The organism is Aquisalinus flavus (assembly GCF_014640095.1).
Taxonomy (GTDB): domain Bacteria; phylum Pseudomonadota; class Alphaproteobacteria; order Caulobacterales; family Parvularculaceae; genus Aquisalinus; species Aquisalinus flavus.
In genome coordinates this window covers 3,060,955-3,075,131 of record NZ_BMGH01000001.1, presented here as the reverse complement: position 1 = coordinate 3,075,131, position 14,177 = coordinate 3,060,955, and the positions used below count along the sequence as shown (strand labels likewise).

Annotated in this window: 13 protein-coding genes; 4 read left to right on the top strand and 9 right to left on the bottom strand. The window is 62.7% G+C overall.

Going from position 1 to position 14,177, the window contains the following annotated elements; all coding sequences use genetic code 11:
• Positions 1 to 15: 15 nt before the first annotated feature.
• From bglX to IEV88_RS14180, 3 genes are all read right to left on the bottom strand, one after another.
• On the bottom strand, positions 16 to 2,415 hold the full coding sequence (bglX, locus tag IEV88_RS14190) for a beta-glucosidase BglX (RefSeq protein ID WP_188157814.1): 2,400 nt from the start codon (positions 2,413 to 2,415) through the stop codon (positions 16 to 18).
• Positions 2,416 to 2,562: 147 nt separating this feature from the next.
• Positions 2,563 to 3,714 (bottom strand): pyridoxal phosphate-dependent aminotransferase, encoded by a 1,152-nt coding sequence (locus tag IEV88_RS14185; RefSeq protein WP_188157815.1) that lies wholly within the window; start codon positions 3,712 to 3,714, stop codon positions 2,563 to 2,565.
• Between the two features lie 5 nt (positions 3,715 to 3,719).
• Positions 3,720 to 4,613 (bottom strand): sulfite exporter TauE/SafE family protein, encoded by an 894-nt coding sequence (locus IEV88_RS14180; protein ID WP_188159162.1) that lies wholly within the window; start codon positions 4,611 to 4,613, stop codon positions 3,720 to 3,722.
• Positions 4,614 to 5,125: 512 nt separating this feature from the next.
• On the opposite strand from IEV88_RS14180, the gene IEV88_RS14175 reads away from it, so the two are divergent.
• Positions 5,126 to 7,072, top strand: coding sequence for a S9 family peptidase (locus tag IEV88_RS14175; protein WP_188481235.1), 1,947 nt, complete (start codon positions 5,126 to 5,128; stop codon positions 7,070 to 7,072).
• A 22-nt stretch (positions 7,073 to 7,094) separates the two neighbouring features.
• Here IEV88_RS14175 and IEV88_RS14170 read toward each other — a convergent pair whose 3' ends face one another.
• From IEV88_RS14170 to fliF, 5 genes are all read right to left on the bottom strand, one after another.
• A complete protein-coding gene (locus IEV88_RS14170) occupies positions 7,095 to 8,258 on the bottom strand; it encodes a FliG C-terminal domain-containing protein (protein ID WP_188157817.1) in 1,164 nt (387 codons plus the stop codon).
• Positions 8,255 to 8,938, bottom strand: a complete 684-nt coding sequence (gene fliP, locus IEV88_RS14165; RefSeq protein ID WP_373291185.1) for a flagellar type III secretion system pore protein FliP — start codon at positions 8,936 to 8,938, stop codon at positions 8,255 to 8,257. Before fliP ends, IEV88_RS14170 begins: the two co-directional genes overlap by 4 nt.
• Before the next feature lie 112 nt (positions 8,939 to 9,050).
• Positions 9,051 to 9,401 carry a FliM/FliN family flagellar motor switch protein gene (locus IEV88_RS14160; RefSeq protein ID WP_188157818.1) on the bottom strand — a complete coding sequence of 117 codons (351 nt, stop codon included), beginning with the start codon at positions 9,399 to 9,401 and terminating at the stop codon, positions 9,051 to 9,053.
• Positions 9,402 to 9,410: 9 nt separating this feature from the next.
• On the bottom strand, positions 9,411 to 9,992 hold the full coding sequence (locus IEV88_RS14155) for a FliH/SctL family protein (RefSeq protein WP_188157819.1): 582 nt from the start codon (positions 9,990 to 9,992) through the stop codon (positions 9,411 to 9,413).
• The gene (gene fliF, locus IEV88_RS14150; RefSeq protein ID WP_188157820.1) at positions 9,993 to 11,540 is read right to left on the bottom strand and encodes a flagellar basal-body MS-ring/collar protein FliF; all 1,548 of its coding nucleotides are present in this window, start codon (positions 11,538 to 11,540) and stop codon (positions 9,993 to 9,995) included.
• A 164-nt stretch (positions 11,541 to 11,704) separates the two neighbouring features.
• Between fliF and IEV88_RS14145 the strand changes: the two genes are divergently transcribed.
• Genes IEV88_RS14145 through IEV88_RS14135 form a run of 3 tightly spaced genes read left to right on the top strand, consistent with a single transcriptional unit; the run spans position 11,705 to position 13,643 of the window.
• A complete protein-coding gene (locus tag IEV88_RS14145) occupies positions 11,705 to 12,223 on the top strand; it encodes a flagellar basal body-associated FliL family protein (protein WP_188157821.1) in 519 nt (172 codons plus the stop codon).
• Positions 12,224 to 12,234: 11 nt separating this feature from the next.
• Complete coding sequence (locus tag IEV88_RS14140) at positions 12,235 to 13,017, top strand: hypothetical protein (protein ID WP_188157822.1); 783 nt, start codon at positions 12,235 to 12,237, stop codon at positions 13,015 to 13,017.
• Positions 13,017 to 13,643 carry a MotE family protein gene (locus IEV88_RS14135; RefSeq protein ID WP_188157823.1) on the top strand — a complete coding sequence of 209 codons (627 nt, stop codon included), beginning with the start codon at positions 13,017 to 13,019 and terminating at the stop codon, positions 13,641 to 13,643. The genes IEV88_RS14140 and IEV88_RS14135 overlap by 1 nt, the downstream gene beginning before the upstream one ends.
• On the opposite strand, the gene IEV88_RS14130 is transcribed toward IEV88_RS14135, so the two are convergent.
• The gene (locus IEV88_RS14130) at positions 13,640 to 14,131 is read right to left on the bottom strand and encodes a gluconokinase (RefSeq protein ID WP_188157824.1); all 492 of its coding nucleotides are present in this window, start codon (positions 14,129 to 14,131) and stop codon (positions 13,640 to 13,642) included. The two genes, IEV88_RS14135 and IEV88_RS14130, sit on opposite strands and share 4 nt — an antisense overlap.
• Positions 14,132 to 14,177: the final 46 nt, after the last annotated feature.

Here is a 14,177-nt window from a genome sequence, read left to right as displayed (position 1 = left end):
TGCCTCCCCGGCCACTTATTGTTGCTGATACTCTACCGTGGCTGCCGTCTCGATGGCGGCGGCGGGTATGTCTGTGCTGTAGCTGTCCGTTATCTCGAACGAGCCGGTCACGCGGATATCGTCGGAGGCGGACCCGATCATGTAGTCGATGGTCCCGGCCTCGACGCCCCATTCGCCGTCGGCACCGATATAGGCCAGCTGGTCCGGTGACAGGGTGAAGGTCACGGTCGCGCTTTGTCCCGGTGTCAGCGTGATGCGTTCGAAGCCGCGCAATTCCTGCACCGGGCGCGCGACCAGGGCCAGCGGATCGCGAACGTAGAGCTGGACGACTTCGTCGGCGGTCATCCCGCCTTCATTGGTCACAGCGACGCTGATCGACACGCGGTCTCCTTCGCCGACACTCTCAACGTCCTGGGCCAGCCCGTCATAGGAAAACTCCGTATAGGACAGGCCGTGACCGAAGGCGTAAAGCGGTGTAATCGGCAGGTCCATGTAGCGGGCCGTGTCCTTGGACAGGTCCGGATCCGCCGGACGGCCGGTCGCGTTATGCGCCATGTAATAGGGCGCCTGCCCGGTCGCGCGGGGGAAGGAGACAGGCAGCTTGCCGCCGGGCGACACCGCGCCGAACAGCACATCCGCCACCGCCGGGCCCGTCTCGATACCGAGCATCCAGGTTTCGAGAATCGCGTTAGCCTTGTCGCTGACCGGCGTCAGGTTCAGCGCGCGGCCATTCATCAGCACGATGACGACCGGCTTGCCGGTGTCGAGTATCGCCTCGGCCAGCGCCAGCTGCGGCGCCGGAATGTCGATCGAAGACCGCGACCGCGCCTCGCCGGACAGGTCGTAATCCTCGCCGATCACGAGGATGACCGAGTCCGCCCGCCGCGCCGCCTTCACCGCCTTGGCGATTTCCTTGTCGTCCGCCTCTTCCTGCGTCCCGGCACCGGCAACATAGGTGACCTTCGCGTCGGGCAGGTGATCGCGGATGCCGTCGAGAACGGTCGTCACGTCCTCGGGCTTGCCCTGTGCCCGCCACGAGCCGAGGGGTGACGAGTCATCATCGGCCAGTGCGCCGATGATGGCGACAGTGCCGGACGCCGGCGACAGCGGCAGGGTGCCGTCATTCTTGAGCAGCACCATCGCCTTGTGCGCCGCCTCGCGGGCGATCTCGCGGTGCTCGTCTGACAGGATCACCGCCTCTTCCCGCGCCCCGTCATGATAGGCCATCGGGTCGTCAAACAGGCCGAGCTTGTCCTTCGCCATCATCACGCGCCGGGCGGACGCGTTCAAGGCTGCCATCAGCGCCGGGTCGCCCTCGACCCGCTCCAGCATGTCGTCGACATAGATGCCGCTCGTCATCTCCATATCGACCCCGGCGGCCAGCGCCAGCGCCCCCGCATCGGCGCGGGTCTCGGCAACGCCATGATTGATCAGCTCAAGGACGGAATTCCAGTCGCTCAGCAACACGCCGTCATAGCCCCATTCGCCGCGCAGCAGGTCCTGCAGCAGCGCCGCATTGGCCGTGGTCGGCACACCGGCGATGTCGTTGAAGGCGACCATCATGCTGCCGGACCCGGCCTGCGCCGCGGCATAAAACGGCGGCAGGTAGACTTCCTTCAGCGTGCGCTCCGAGATGTCGGCAGAGTTGTAATCGCGCCCGCCGATACCGGCACCATAGGCCCCGAAATGCTTGGCCGTCGCCAGGATCGTGTCGCCATTGGCAAGCTCGTCGCCCTGGAAGCCGCGCACCTGCGCCGCCGACATGACGGAACCGAGATAGGGCTCCTCGCCTGCGCCTTCGACCATGCGGCCCCAGCGCGGATCGCGGGCAATGTCGACCATCGGCGCAAAGGTCCAGTGAAGCCCGGCCGCAGCGGCCTCGTCCCCGGCGACACGGGCGGTTTCCTGAACGATGTCGTCGTCGAATGTCGCCCCCATGGCGAGCGGCACAGGAAAGATCGTGCGATAGCCGTGGACCACATCCATCGCGAAGAGAAGCGGCACACCATGGCGGCTCTGCTCGATCGCGACCTGCTGCAGCTCGCCGAGGAATTCCGCCCCGGCAACATGGAGATAGGACCCGACAAGACCGTTGCGGATGCGCTCATACTCGCCGTCGTCGATGCGCGAATTGAGGTTCTTGGAGCGGCCGCCGGCCATCTGGTGCAACTGGCCCAGCTTTTCTGCCGTCGTCATGCGCTCAAGGATGAAGTCGACCCGCTCTGCCCCGCTCAGGCCCTCTTCCGTTGCCTGCGCGGCAAGGGTCGGTTCCGCCTGTTCCGGCTGGATTTCGGCAATCGGGTCGGGCTGGTCGGAGAGCGCATTGGCCCGGTCGCTCACGTCTTGCGCCCGCATCGGCAGGGCCTGGCTGGCGCCTGCGCGGCTGCCCGGAATGACCAGCGCCAGAGCCAGCATGCTTGCGGCTCCGGCCAGTAGACACCGGTGTCTAGAATTCATTGCCACTTTCCGTCCCCTTGATATTTTATATCTATCATTGGGTGGGAGAGTAGTCGCAAAGTGCGCGAAACGTCAAACCGCTTCGCGCGATCACTCGGGCGCCGTTCAGGCCTCGATCACTTCCGGCAGCGCCTTGCAGAAGCGGGTGACGTCTTCCAGCCTGCCCATCGAGACGCGGGTCCAGTCGGCATAGTCCATATATTGGCCGCGGACCGAGATTTTCTTCTCGTTCATCGCCGCCCGAACCTCATTGGCGGGTTTGCCCGACTTGAAGTAGACGAAATTTGTCTGGGACGGCAGCGCCGTCAGGCCCAGCGCCGCGACCGTGTCCTGCACCATCTGGCGGCCCTCGACGACCTTGCCCTTGGACATGGCGAGGAACGCCTCGTCATTATAACAGCCTATAGCCGCGGCGATGCCCGTCCCTGCAATCCAGGACATGGCTGTCGAGCGGATCTTCTCCGCCGTCTCCGCCGAGGAAATCGTATAACCGACCCGGATGCCCGCCATGCCGTAAATCTTCGAGAACGTCCGGGCAATGATCACGTCATGGCCCTCGCGCACGAGATCGACACAGGAGGTCCCCTCCGGGTCATTAGCCAGCTCGATATAGGCCTCGTCGACCAGCACCGTCGTCTTGGCCGCCATGCGCCTGACCGCCGGCTTGATCATGTCGGGCCCGGAGACGAGCCCGGTCGGATTGTTCGGATTGCACAGCTGGACGAGACCGGTCGCCTCGTTCACCCTCGCCTCGATCGCGGGCAGGTCGACCTCCATACCCCCGGTCAGCGGCACGCGCTCGATCGTCGCCATGCCGAGATTGGCCGCATACAAGGCGGTCGTGTCCCAGAACAGTCGCGGGGCGACGATCGGCCCGTCCTGGCCATAGATCAGCGCGATGGCGCATAACGCCTCGCCCGACCCGGTGGTCAGCACCACCTGGTCAGGCGCAACGCCGTTCTTTTCCGCGATCATGCCGGTCAGGGTCGAATAGGCTTCGTCACCGGCATAATAGGCACCCTTCCTCGCCGCATAGTCGATCATCTTCAGCGCCGATGGCGCCGGGCCATAGGGGTTTTCATTGCGCGACAGAAGCGCGATGCCCGGCCCTGGGCCGAGGATGTGGCTTTGCTCCACGCTCATGCCCGGCGGCGGGAAGGCCGCCTCCATCGCGCCGGCCTTGCCGAGCCCGGCCGCCAGCGCACCCGTGCCGATTGCGCCCCTCAAAAACAGACGTCTTGAATGATCCTGCGCCATATGTCCTACCTCTCCATTCTTCTTTCCATGGTATCCGTGAGTTTGACGGGCAGCGAGTGCCCGCTCGCCTGCAAGGGGTCGTCGCCCGCCACCGGGACCAGCCGCGGCATGGCAAAATAGAGCATCACCGCCGAGGTCAGCACCAGATAGATGCCGAAAACGCGCTTCAGCCGGGCGCCGTCGAGTTTGTGCGCGAGCGCGACGCCGATCGGCGCGGTGATCACGCTCATCATGGTGATGGCCACAAGGCCGATCAGGTTGACATAGCCGAGGGAGAATGGCGGCAGCCCCTCCTCTCCCCAGCCGACGAGGATCGCGCCGATGGCGCCGGGAATGGCGATCAGCGTGCCGAACCCCGCCGCCGTGGCCACGGCGCGGTGGATGGGGATGCCGGACAAGGTCATCAGCAGCACCGCCGGCGTGCCGCCGCCGATGCCGAGCAGGGCGCAAAAGCCGCCGATGAAACTGCCGATACCGGTGCGCAGCGGCCCGGTCGGCATCGCCTCGGCCAGCGCCCCGCGGCGGGCAAGAAACGGGAAGATGAAATGCAGCCCCATCAGCAGGACGCCGACGCCGAAGATCAGCTTCAGCGTTCGCCCGTCCATGAATTTGGCCAGCACGATACCGATGATGACACCACCAATGATATAGGGCGCCCAGGTCTTCAGGATCTGGAAATCGACCGCCCCGTGCCTGGCATGGGCGTGTACGGATCGGATCGACGTCACGATGATCGTCGCGAGCGATGTACCGATCGCGACATGCATGATGCGATCATCGCCGCCGGTGCCTGCCGTGAAAATGGACAGGACGGTGGCGAGCGCGGGTACGACGACGAACCCGCCACCAATCCCGAACATCCCCGCCACAAGCCCGGCCAGAAGACCGGACGCAAGCATGGCGAGGATAAGCCCGCTATAGGGTAAGAGCTCATCCACGCCACGCACCCGATGGATGCCTGCCGGTCAGATGAACCGCTACCCCGCAAAGCCCTATGCTCATGGGCAACATGCTCAATCGAATGCCGGAACCGCGCAAGGGAAATATTGCATCGCAATAAACATTGGCTGTTTATTCTATTTCACGAGCAGAAATTGGCGTATTTTGTTGCACAGCGCGGCAACAGCGCCAGAATGGAAAGCCGATCGTGGCGGGGCCTGCACCCAGGGCCCGCCTTCTATATCAGCAGGAGGACCATAGACGGTAGCGGCCCGGCAGGCCGGGCGATGTACCGCGCAAATCTCCCCCGATAGTCCCTCGCCTGCCTGCGCCATGGAGAGCGGCGGAACCCGGCAGCGGCGTCCAATATACTGCACTGCACTCATGGCGTGCATCCTCAGATTATACTGGCATAGCGGGAAAACTGCTTATACAATTTTCCCGTGTATTAGTGGTACATCGAGGGGAAACGATGGAACTCAGGAAGCTTTGCGCAGCGGCAATGGTATCCGCTGCATGCATCATATCATCCGCATTGGCGCAACAGGCGTCCACGCCGCCGCCGCCAGAAGCCTATGCCTGGCTGCCGACGATGAGTTCGATACGGATCTCACCTGACGGCACGAAACTGACGGCCTTTGTCAATCTCGACGAGCATTACCGGCTCGGCGTCTTTGAACTGGAAGATGGTCAGCTTACCCCTCTGCACATGCTTTCTGAGGCTGGCGAGTACACGATGGAAGATCCGATATGGGCCAGCGATGACCGCCTCGTCTTTTCGGTTTACTTTGCCGGGAAACGCTTCCGTACCGAGACGACGGAAACCCGGCTGATGAGCATGAAACCGGACGGGTCTGACCTTGTCGCCCTGTTCTCCAGGGCCAGGACCGAGAGTGGCGGCCAGGTGCAGATTCAGAACCGCATTGTCTCGACCCTGCCTGATGATCCCGAACACATGCTGGTCCAGTATGGGGCGCCCAATAGCCAAGTCTACAAGGTCGATGTCACCCAGGCCACCCGGCACTCCACCGTGATGCGGGAACGGGCGAGCATCAATCACTGGAGCGCGGACAGCAAGGGCGAGATCCGGGTTGGCAGCGGCATCGTCAAGGATCGCGATCGCAAGCTCACAGTCCGCCTGGACGATGGCAAGTGGAAAGACATCTCTCACCGTGTGCGCGACGAGAATGTAACTTTCTATATCGACGGTGTCTCGGACAAACCCGACATCTTCTATGTCCTGTCCAGCGAAGGCGGGGACACCGATGCGCTTTACGAATATAATGCGCAGACGGATGAATTGAGCGAGGTCGTTTTCCGTCACCCGACTTCCGACGTCTATAGCGTGATCCAGGACCGGTTTACCGGCAAGGCTCTCGGCGTCATTTTCGCAGAGGATACCAGCGAAATTCACTGGCTGGAGGAAAGCTTCATCAAGGATGAACTGGATAAACTCCAGGCCGCTCTGCCGGACAAGGATGTCAGCATCACCTCGCTCAACCTGTCGGAAAATCACGCCGTGGTCTTTGTCGACGACGTTACCGATCCCGGTCAGTACTACCTCTATGATATCGAAAACAGGAAGCTGACCGGCTTACCGGTCCAATACCCGGATCTGGAGAACGTCACACACGGCCAGATCTTCAGCGCCAGCTACAAGGCGCGGGACGGGCTGGACATCCCGGCCTATGTCACACTGCCGCCGGGCCTGTCATCCCTTGAGGAGGCGCGAGGGCTGCCTTTCGTGCTCATGCCCCATGGCGGTCCGACGGCCCGCGACTTCGTCGGTTTCGACTACTGGGCACAGTTTCTCGCAAGCCGGGGTTATGGCGTCCTGCAGATGAACTTCCGCGGATCTGCCGGCTATGGCGTCGAGTTCCGCAAGGCCGGTGATCGCGAATGGGGTCAGGCGATGCAGGACGATATCACGGACGGCGCCGGCTGGCTGGTCGAACAGGGCTATGCCGATACCGGCCGGCTTGCCATCGTCGGCGGTTCCTATGGCGGATACGCTGCGCTGATGGGCGCCGCCAAGACGCCTGATCTCTATCAGTGTGCGGTCAGTTTCGCGGGCGTATCGGATCTGCCGGAAATCCTGCGCGATGCCCGCAACTATGTGAACGGGAAGTATTATACCCGCCATATCGGCAATCTCTACGGCGACCGGTCAACCCTTTGGGACAATTCACCGCAAAGCCGCGTCGATGACATCACCGTCCCGATCCTGCTCATCCATGGTGATGATGACCGCTCGGTCAAAGTCGACCAGTCGCGCAATATGGAAAAGCGGCTGTCGCGGGCAGGCAAGGCCGTGCGCTATGTCGAGTTCGAGGGCGGCGACCATTATCTCAGCAATTACCGTGACCGGCTGACTTTCCTGCAGGAAACGGAGGATTTCCTCGGCGAATGTCTGAACTAGGGCAAGACAGCAGGAGCCCGTCCTAGATCCGCTCTTCCTCGTCGCCTTCTTCTTCCGTCTCCTGACGGATCAGCTCTATCTCGCCGTCCTTTTCCAGCCTGGCGATAAGGCTCATCATCGCCGCCTGGGCGGATTCGGCATCCTTCTTCTTGACCGGGCCCAGCTCCTCGATCTGCTCTTTATACTGCTCGACCATGCGCTTGGAGACATTGGAATAGAAGAATTCCAGCGTTTCCGGCGCGTTGGTGGCGGCGAGCTTGAGGGCCAGCAACAGCTGGTCCGGCTCCATCTGGCGGAAGATGGTCGGCACGGAAGTGCGGCTGATCCGGGTTGCCAGCCCTTCGAAGGTCAGCATCGTCTGGCGGATACGCTCGGCTTCCTGCGGTTCCTTTTCGGCAAGGAATTTCAGGATCGTTTCGCGCTTGTTCCCGGGCAGGACCGAGAGGATGGAAGACACCGTCGCCAGCGGATTGTCCGGCGCGACATCGCTGGCCGTATCATTCGCATAATACTCAGCCTCCATCACGTCACCGAGCGCCCTGAGCGTATCCTCGTCGACCTTGACCGGTTTCGACAGGCGGCGCACCACGTCGGAGGTCAGTTCCTCCGGCAGTTCGGCCAGCACTTCGCCAGCGAGCGCATTCGGCATCTGTCCCAATACGATGGCAATGATCTGTGGCCGTTTTTTCGACAGGTAGACCGCGAGGTCACCGGCCTTTTCCCGGGCGAGGCGCAGCCAGATATCGGCCTTCGCCTTGGCATTGATATCGCCGCCGAAAATCCGCGCAGAGCGCGCGGCGTCGAACAGCTGCGCCGTCAGTTCGCGCGCTTCGGTCTTGCCGCCCTTCAGCGTGCCGCTGAGGTTCTTCAACTCGGCAACGAAATCGGCAACGGTAGCGAGCAGCACTTCGCGCGGGATGCGCGACAGCCCTTCATAGGACTGGTAGAACGCCTTCAGGTGCCGGTCCTCGATCTTTTCGACCACCGGCCCGGCACTCTCGGGGCCGAGCAGCGCAATGACGATCGCCGCGCGCTGTTGCGGTGTCAGGGCCCGGGCGCCCGCCTGGGCCCGGGCGAGACGCCCTTCAGGATCATCTGCCCTGGCAGCGGGGTTGCGGTTATTGCCGCGCAGCGCAGGTGTGCGTGCACCCGGGGGGATTGGCTTGCCGACGGCGTTCTGGCTCATCCCATATACCCCCTGAGCAAGGCCTCGGTGATCTTTACCCAGCCATCGGCCATGACGAAAAAGGCGAGCTTGAATGGCAGCGAGACGATCGCCGGCGGCACCATCATCATGCCCATCGCCATCAGGATCGAGGCGACGATCAGGTCGATGATCAGGAACGGCAGGAAGATGACGAAGCCGATCTGGAAGGCGTGCTTGATCTCCGACAGCATGAAGGACGTGACGAGCAGCGACATTGGCGGCTCTTCCAAATTGTCGTACTGGCGGTCGGGCAGCGCCCCGGCGATACGGGCGAGCGCGTCCGGATCGACGCGCGTCTGCATGAAGGTGCGGAAAGGATCGAGCGTGTTCTCGATCGCGCGCGCCTCCTCCATGTCGCCATTCATATAGGGCTCAAGCCCGGTGTCCCAGGCCTGGCGGAAGGTCGGCTCCATCACGAAAAAAGTCAGGAACATGGCGAGTGCCATGATCATCATGTTGGGCGGCGCGGCCTGCAGGCCGAGCGCCTGTCGCAGGAACGAGAAAACGATCACCATGAATGGAAGGCAGGTGATCATCATCGCCAGGCCGGGCGCCAGCGACAGGACGGTGACAAGCAGGAATAGCTGGACAACGCGGGCGGACAGCCGGCCCTCGCCGCCTTCGCTATCGTCCGGGATCAGGTCGGAAATGCCGGGCATGGCCGGCGATGACTGCGGGACGGAATCCTGCGCAAAGGCGCCATGCATCATCGACAAGATGATCAGCACACCAAGAACAGTGATGCCTATGGTGCCCCACCGCAGCGTCATCTTACTTCAACTTGTCTTCGGAAATATCCACGATCTCCGTCAGCCTCACCCCGAGCTGCCCGTCGGAGCCTTCGATTTCGGTCAGCTCGCCACGGGCAATGACCCGGTCGTCGACATAGAGCTCGACCGGATCGTCAATCTTGGCGTTCAGCTGGATCAGGGAATCACGGCGCATCTTCAACAACTCTGCTATCGTCGGCCGGGCCGTCCCGATGGTGACGTGTACGTCAACCGGGATCGAATAGATCGACCGCTTGTAGTTATTGTCGGACGATTCTTCACGCCGTTCCACGAAAGGCGCGTCGTCATCGCCGCCCTTGGGGCCTGCGCCCGGTTGAACCGGATTTGCCATACCTTCTCCTTACTTCTCCGGCGTCCCCTGATCGACAAGGGCGCGGTCGATGAGACCGAGGCATTTGTCGATCATGCCGGAGATATCCATTTCCCCGCCGCCACCGTCCCATGACAGGCGGATGGCATAGCCATTGAGGCCACTGTCGGGAACGAGGCGAATGTTCGTTTGTGAAGTGATTTGCGCAAGAATGGGAGCCAGTTCCTGCGAGAACGGAATCGACGCCCGCACCTCGACCGAACCGGCGTTGTCGCCACGCGCCGTTTCCATGATCACTGCCAGCACCTCGTCAGCCGCCGCCTTGTTGGCAAGGCGCGGCAGGGCAGCCCTCAGCACGGATGTGACCGCGCGGGCGTGGCTTGCCTCGATATCGGCGGCGAGTTGTTCGACCATGCCCGGCAGGGAGCGCATGATTGATTCGATCTCGACGGTCTTGTCGGCGGCACTCTGCTGCGCCTCGGCAATTCCGGCCTTGTAGCCGTCCTGATAGGCGGTGGAGCGGGTCTTCTCGTTGCGGCGCACTTCTTCCGGCCGCGGCGCTTCGGCGTTATGGGAAAAGATCGCGAGCTTGTCGCGCAGGGCCTGTTCCATCTAGACCGCCTCCCGCCGTTCTTCTTCCTGCTCGAGCCAGGCGGTCAGCAGCACCGCCGCGTCCTCCGGCTTTTGCGCAGCAATCGCCTTGAGCAGGTCGACCGGATTGTCCGGCTCCCGCTCCTCGTCTTGCGTCACGGCGGTCAGCATCGGCAGCTGGCCATTGCCTGCGCCCGCCAGTTGCAGGGCACCCTCTTCGCCGGCACGCTGGGTCAGGAGCGGCCGCACGACGAACAGGCCGAGGATCAACACGACGACGGCAAGAATGGCCGCCTGGATACCACTCCACAGATAGCGGTCGAGGAATTCCTGCATCGGGCTCGGCGGTACCGGCTGGTCGAGGGCCGGCATAAGAGTGAACGGCATGCTCTTGACGGTCAGCACGTCTCCCCGGGTCTCGTCGACCCCGGCTGCGGCGGCGACAAGCTCGCGCAGATTGTTCAGCTCGGCCTCGGTGCGCGGCTCGTTGACGACATTGCCGTCGGCGTCCGGGATCGCGCGCTCGTTCAGCAGAACTGCGACCGTCATCTTGGTAATGCCGCCAGGCAGCTTCTGCGTCTCGCGCTGCAGGACCGACATGTCGTATTCGGCGGTTTCCGTTACCTCGTTGCGCGTGGTGGAGGTGGTCGACTCGCTCGTCTCTTCCTCGTTGATATTGTTGCCGACCGAAACGTAAGGGTCGGAGCCGGCAGAGTTCTGGCTGACCTCTGTCGCATTGCGGTTCCTGATCACCCGGCTGTTCGGATCGATGACCCGCTCCGAGGTCGCTTCCTGCTGGCGGTCGAGCTCCATCGCCACGCTGACGCGGGCATTGCCGACACCGACATAGGCCTCGAGCAAGGAGATCAGCGTCCTCTCGACCTTTTCGGCACGCGATTTTTCATCGGACAGGGTGCTGCCTTCTTCCATCCCGCCCGGCCCGGCGACGACGCCGTAATTGGTGTCGATCACGGCAACATCGCTCGGCGACAGCCCGGCCACGGCGAGCGCGGTCAGATACTGGATCGCCTTGGCTTCCTTGGCCTCGAGCCCGTTCGCCGTCGTCACCGTGACGGACGCCGAAGACGCGGTCTGCGCGCGCGAAAAGGAAGACTGCTTCGATGCGCCGATATGAACCCTCGCCGCGCGCACGCCCGGCATCGCCGACAGGGTGCGCTCCAGTTCGCCTTCCTTGGCGCGCCAATAAGCGGTGTTGAACATTTCCGACGTCATCGCGAAGGAATTGAGATTATCGAGCAGTTCGTAGCCGGCAGAGCCCTGGCGCGGCAGGCCCTCGCGGGCGAGCTGCAGGCGCAATTCATCGCGCCGGCCGGCATCGGTATAGATCGTCTCGCCGCGGACCTCATAGACGACGCCGAGATTGTCGAGCTCCATCACCACCTCGCCCGCCGCCGCCGGGTCCAGCCCGGAATACAGCAAAGCCATTTCCGGCTTGGATGCCTGCTGTGCAAAGAAGCCCAGCAAGAGAACCGTCGCCGCGACCGAGGCCACGGAAATGATTTTCTTGGTCAGCGGTAACGACTGCCAGGCGGTAAGAAGACCCTTCATGCCCTAACCACTTTCACGATTTGCGTGAAAGCTCCCAACGAAATTTGCACTTTGTTAAGATTTACGAAGAAAGCGTTAACAGATGGTTTACCAATCAGTGCGACACAGCCCATAGATTAACAAAGTATTACGCTTGGGGCGGAGCGTTGCCTGCTTCGTGATGTATGGCTGACACGGAAACCGAAGACAAAAACAAGCCGGCAGAACCGGCCGGAAAGAAGGGCGGCGGGCTGATGACACAGCTCGTGCTGGCCGTCGTTCTTGGCTGCACGGCGTTCGGCACGGTCTGGTTCATGCCGGCGCGCTCCGGCGGCACGGCGGAATGCGCCCCCGTGGGCGACGTGAAATCCACCGCGACCCTGCTGCCTGAACTGGCGCTGTCGGAGATTACCTTCATCGAAATGGAGCCGATGATTGTCACCCTCGGTGAGGACGCATCGGCCAGAAACCTGCGAATCGGCATTACGCTGGAAACGGCGAAGGCCGATCAGGAGAGTATCCTGTTCGCCCAGCCCAAGCTGCGCGACGCCTTCACCGGCTATCTGCGCGCACTGGAAGTGTCGGACATCGAGGATCCGAACTCGATCATCCGCCTGCGGGCCCAGTTACAGCGCCGGGCGGAAGTGATCCTCGGTAACCAGAGTGTCCGTGGTGTGCTCATCACGGACTTCGTCATCAGATAGGGAGGCGTTGCATGCTTGATACAATAGTCGACATCGTGCTGCTGCTCGTCTCCGGCTCGGCCTGCCTTTATTGCTGGCTGTTGTCGAAACGGCTGAAGGCCCTGCAGGACCTGAAGAAAGGCCTTGGCGCATCGATCGTATCCCTGTCGGAAGCGATCTCGAAGACGTCGATCGCCGCGCAGGAGGCAAAGCTCTCCGCCTCCCACTCCGCAGACAAGCTGTCCCGCCTGCTCAGCGATATCGACAAGTCGGTGCCGCTGGTCGATGACCTGATCGAATCCGTCCACCGCTCGACCCGCCGCGCCGCCAACGAGACGACGCGCATGCAGGATGACGCCGTCGCCGCGATCAAGCCGCTGCTGGACGAGGCGAAGAAAACCGCCGCCGATCTGGCCAGCGTCATCGAACTGATCAACCAGCGCACCACCCGCCTGCACGCCGAGACGCTGGCGCTGGACGAGAAGGCAGAGACGATCGCCCGCGACACGCGCGAGCGCCAGGCGCTCGTGTCTGAAATCGCCTCGCTGAAAATGCGCTATCGCATGGACGATGAGGCGATGGCCGATGACGCGATGGCACAGACCCCGGCGGCGAAAGGCGAGACCATCGCCGAGATCGATCCCGGCAGTGACGCGCCGGCCGAGCAGACCAATCCGTTCACCGCCCATATCAGCCGGCTTCAGGCCCTTGCCGCCGCACGGCGCGAGCACGAGGCCGAAGCGAAATCGACCCGCGCAACAACCGGCATGAAAGACCGCGACGACGATGAAGACCCGATCGAGAGGAGCGCTTGATGCGGAACAATGTCCTGCTCGTCCTCGCCAGCCTGTTCGCCCTGTCCATGATCGGGCGGTCTTTTGCCATGAGCATGTCGACCACCGGCACCGCGGTCATGACCCTCGCCCAGGATCTCGTCGCGAGACCGCAAACAGACGGTGAGGAGGAGGACAGGTCGCTGCTGGAGGACATCCAGACGCCTACCGAATTTTTCAACGAAGATGTCTGCGCGACCGGCGACATGCTCGCCGCGATCAAGGAGCGCGAGGCCGATCTGCTGGAACGCGAAGACGCCCATGCCGAGCGTATGAAGAGCCTCGAGGCGGTCGAGACCCGCGTCGAGGAGCGCATGGCGATGCTCGACCAGATGAACGACAAGCTCTCCACCGCCATGGCCGCGATCGAGGCAGAGTCCGACCAGGACATCACCCATCTCGCCGCCATGTATGAGAACATGAAACCGGCCGAGGCGAGCAAGATCTTCAACCAGATGGACCCGTCCTTCGCCGCCGGCTTCCTGCGCATCATGAACTCGACCAATGCCGGCATGATCATGGCGGGGATGGAGCCGGAAAAGGCCTATTCGATCTCGGTCGTTCTCGCCAATCGCAATGCCGGCTACCGCGACGCGCTGAGCAACTAGATCCGCCCGGCGATCTCGCCCACGAGATCATCGACCGTTTTGCCCGCGTCGACGACAACCACGTTACCCCCATCCTCCGGCTCTTCCAGCGCCGCCAGCTGGCTGTCCAGCATCGAGCCCTTGAAGAAATGGCCGGGCCGGGTCTCCAGCCGGTGACGCAGCGCTTGCTCGTCGGTTTTCAGATAGACGAAGGTCACGTCCCCGTCGAAACCGTCTTCCAGCCAGCCCCGCACCGCCCCGGACAGAGCCGAGCAGGCGAGGATGTGACAGGGTTCTGGCGCCGCGTTCAACGCCTCGGTCATGATCGCGATCCAGGGCTTGCGGTCATCATTGGTCAGCGGCGTGCCGGCACTCATCTTCTCGATATTGGCTTTCGGGTGATAGTCATCGCCCTCGTGGAACGGCCAGCCCAGCCGGTCGGCCAGCGCCCTGCCGGTCGTGCTCTTGCCGCTGCCTGAAACGCCCATCACCGTGTACAGCTTCTTCATGCATCCTCAGCTTGTGGTCCGAACCCTTTGGCGCCCAATATGTTAG

Bases quoted from the DNA above. Each gene is read 5' to 3' on its own strand.
- bglX (WP_188157814.1), bottom strand. From the start codon at position 2,415: ATGCTGGCTCTGGCGCTGGTCATTCCGGGCAGCCGCGCAGGCGCCAGC.
- IEV88_RS14185 (WP_188157815.1), bottom strand. From the start codon at position 3,714: ATGGCGCAGGATCATTCAAGACGTCTGTTTTTGAGGGGCGCAATCGGC.
- IEV88_RS14180 (WP_188159162.1), bottom strand. From the start codon at position 4,613: ATGCTTGCGTCCGGTCTTCTGGCCGGGCTTGTGGCGGGGATGTTCGGG.
- IEV88_RS14175 (WP_188481235.1), top strand. From the start codon at position 5,126: ATGGAACTCAGGAAGCTTTGCGCAGCGGCAATGGTATCCGCTGCATGC.
- IEV88_RS14170 (WP_188157817.1), bottom strand. From the start codon at position 8,258: ATGAGCCAGAACGCCGTCGGCAAGCCAATCCCCCCGGGTGCACGCACA.
- fliP (WP_373291185.1), bottom strand. From the start codon at position 8,938: ATGCCCGGCATTTCCGACCTGATCCCGGACGATAGCGAAGGCGGCGAG.
- IEV88_RS14160 (WP_188157818.1), bottom strand. From the start codon at position 9,401: ATGGCAAATCCGGTTCAACCGGGCGCAGGCCCCAAGGGCGGCGATGAC.
- IEV88_RS14155 (WP_188157819.1), bottom strand. From the start codon at position 9,992: ATGGAACAGGCCCTGCGCGACAAGCTCGCGATCTTTTCCCATAACGCC.
- fliF (WP_188157820.1), bottom strand. From the start codon at position 11,540: ATGAAGGGTCTTCTTACCGCCTGGCAGTCGTTACCGCTGACCAAGAAA.
- IEV88_RS14145 (WP_188157821.1), top strand. From the start codon at position 11,705: ATGGCTGACACGGAAACCGAAGACAAAAACAAGCCGGCAGAACCGGCC.
- IEV88_RS14140 (WP_188157822.1), top strand. From the start codon at position 12,235: ATGCTTGATACAATAGTCGACATCGTGCTGCTGCTCGTCTCCGGCTCG.
- IEV88_RS14135 (WP_188157823.1), top strand. From the start codon at position 13,017: ATGCGGAACAATGTCCTGCTCGTCCTCGCCAGCCTGTTCGCCCTGTCC.
- IEV88_RS14130 (WP_188157824.1), bottom strand. From the start codon at position 14,131: ATGAAGAAGCTGTACACGGTGATGGGCGTTTCAGGCAGCGGCAAGAGC.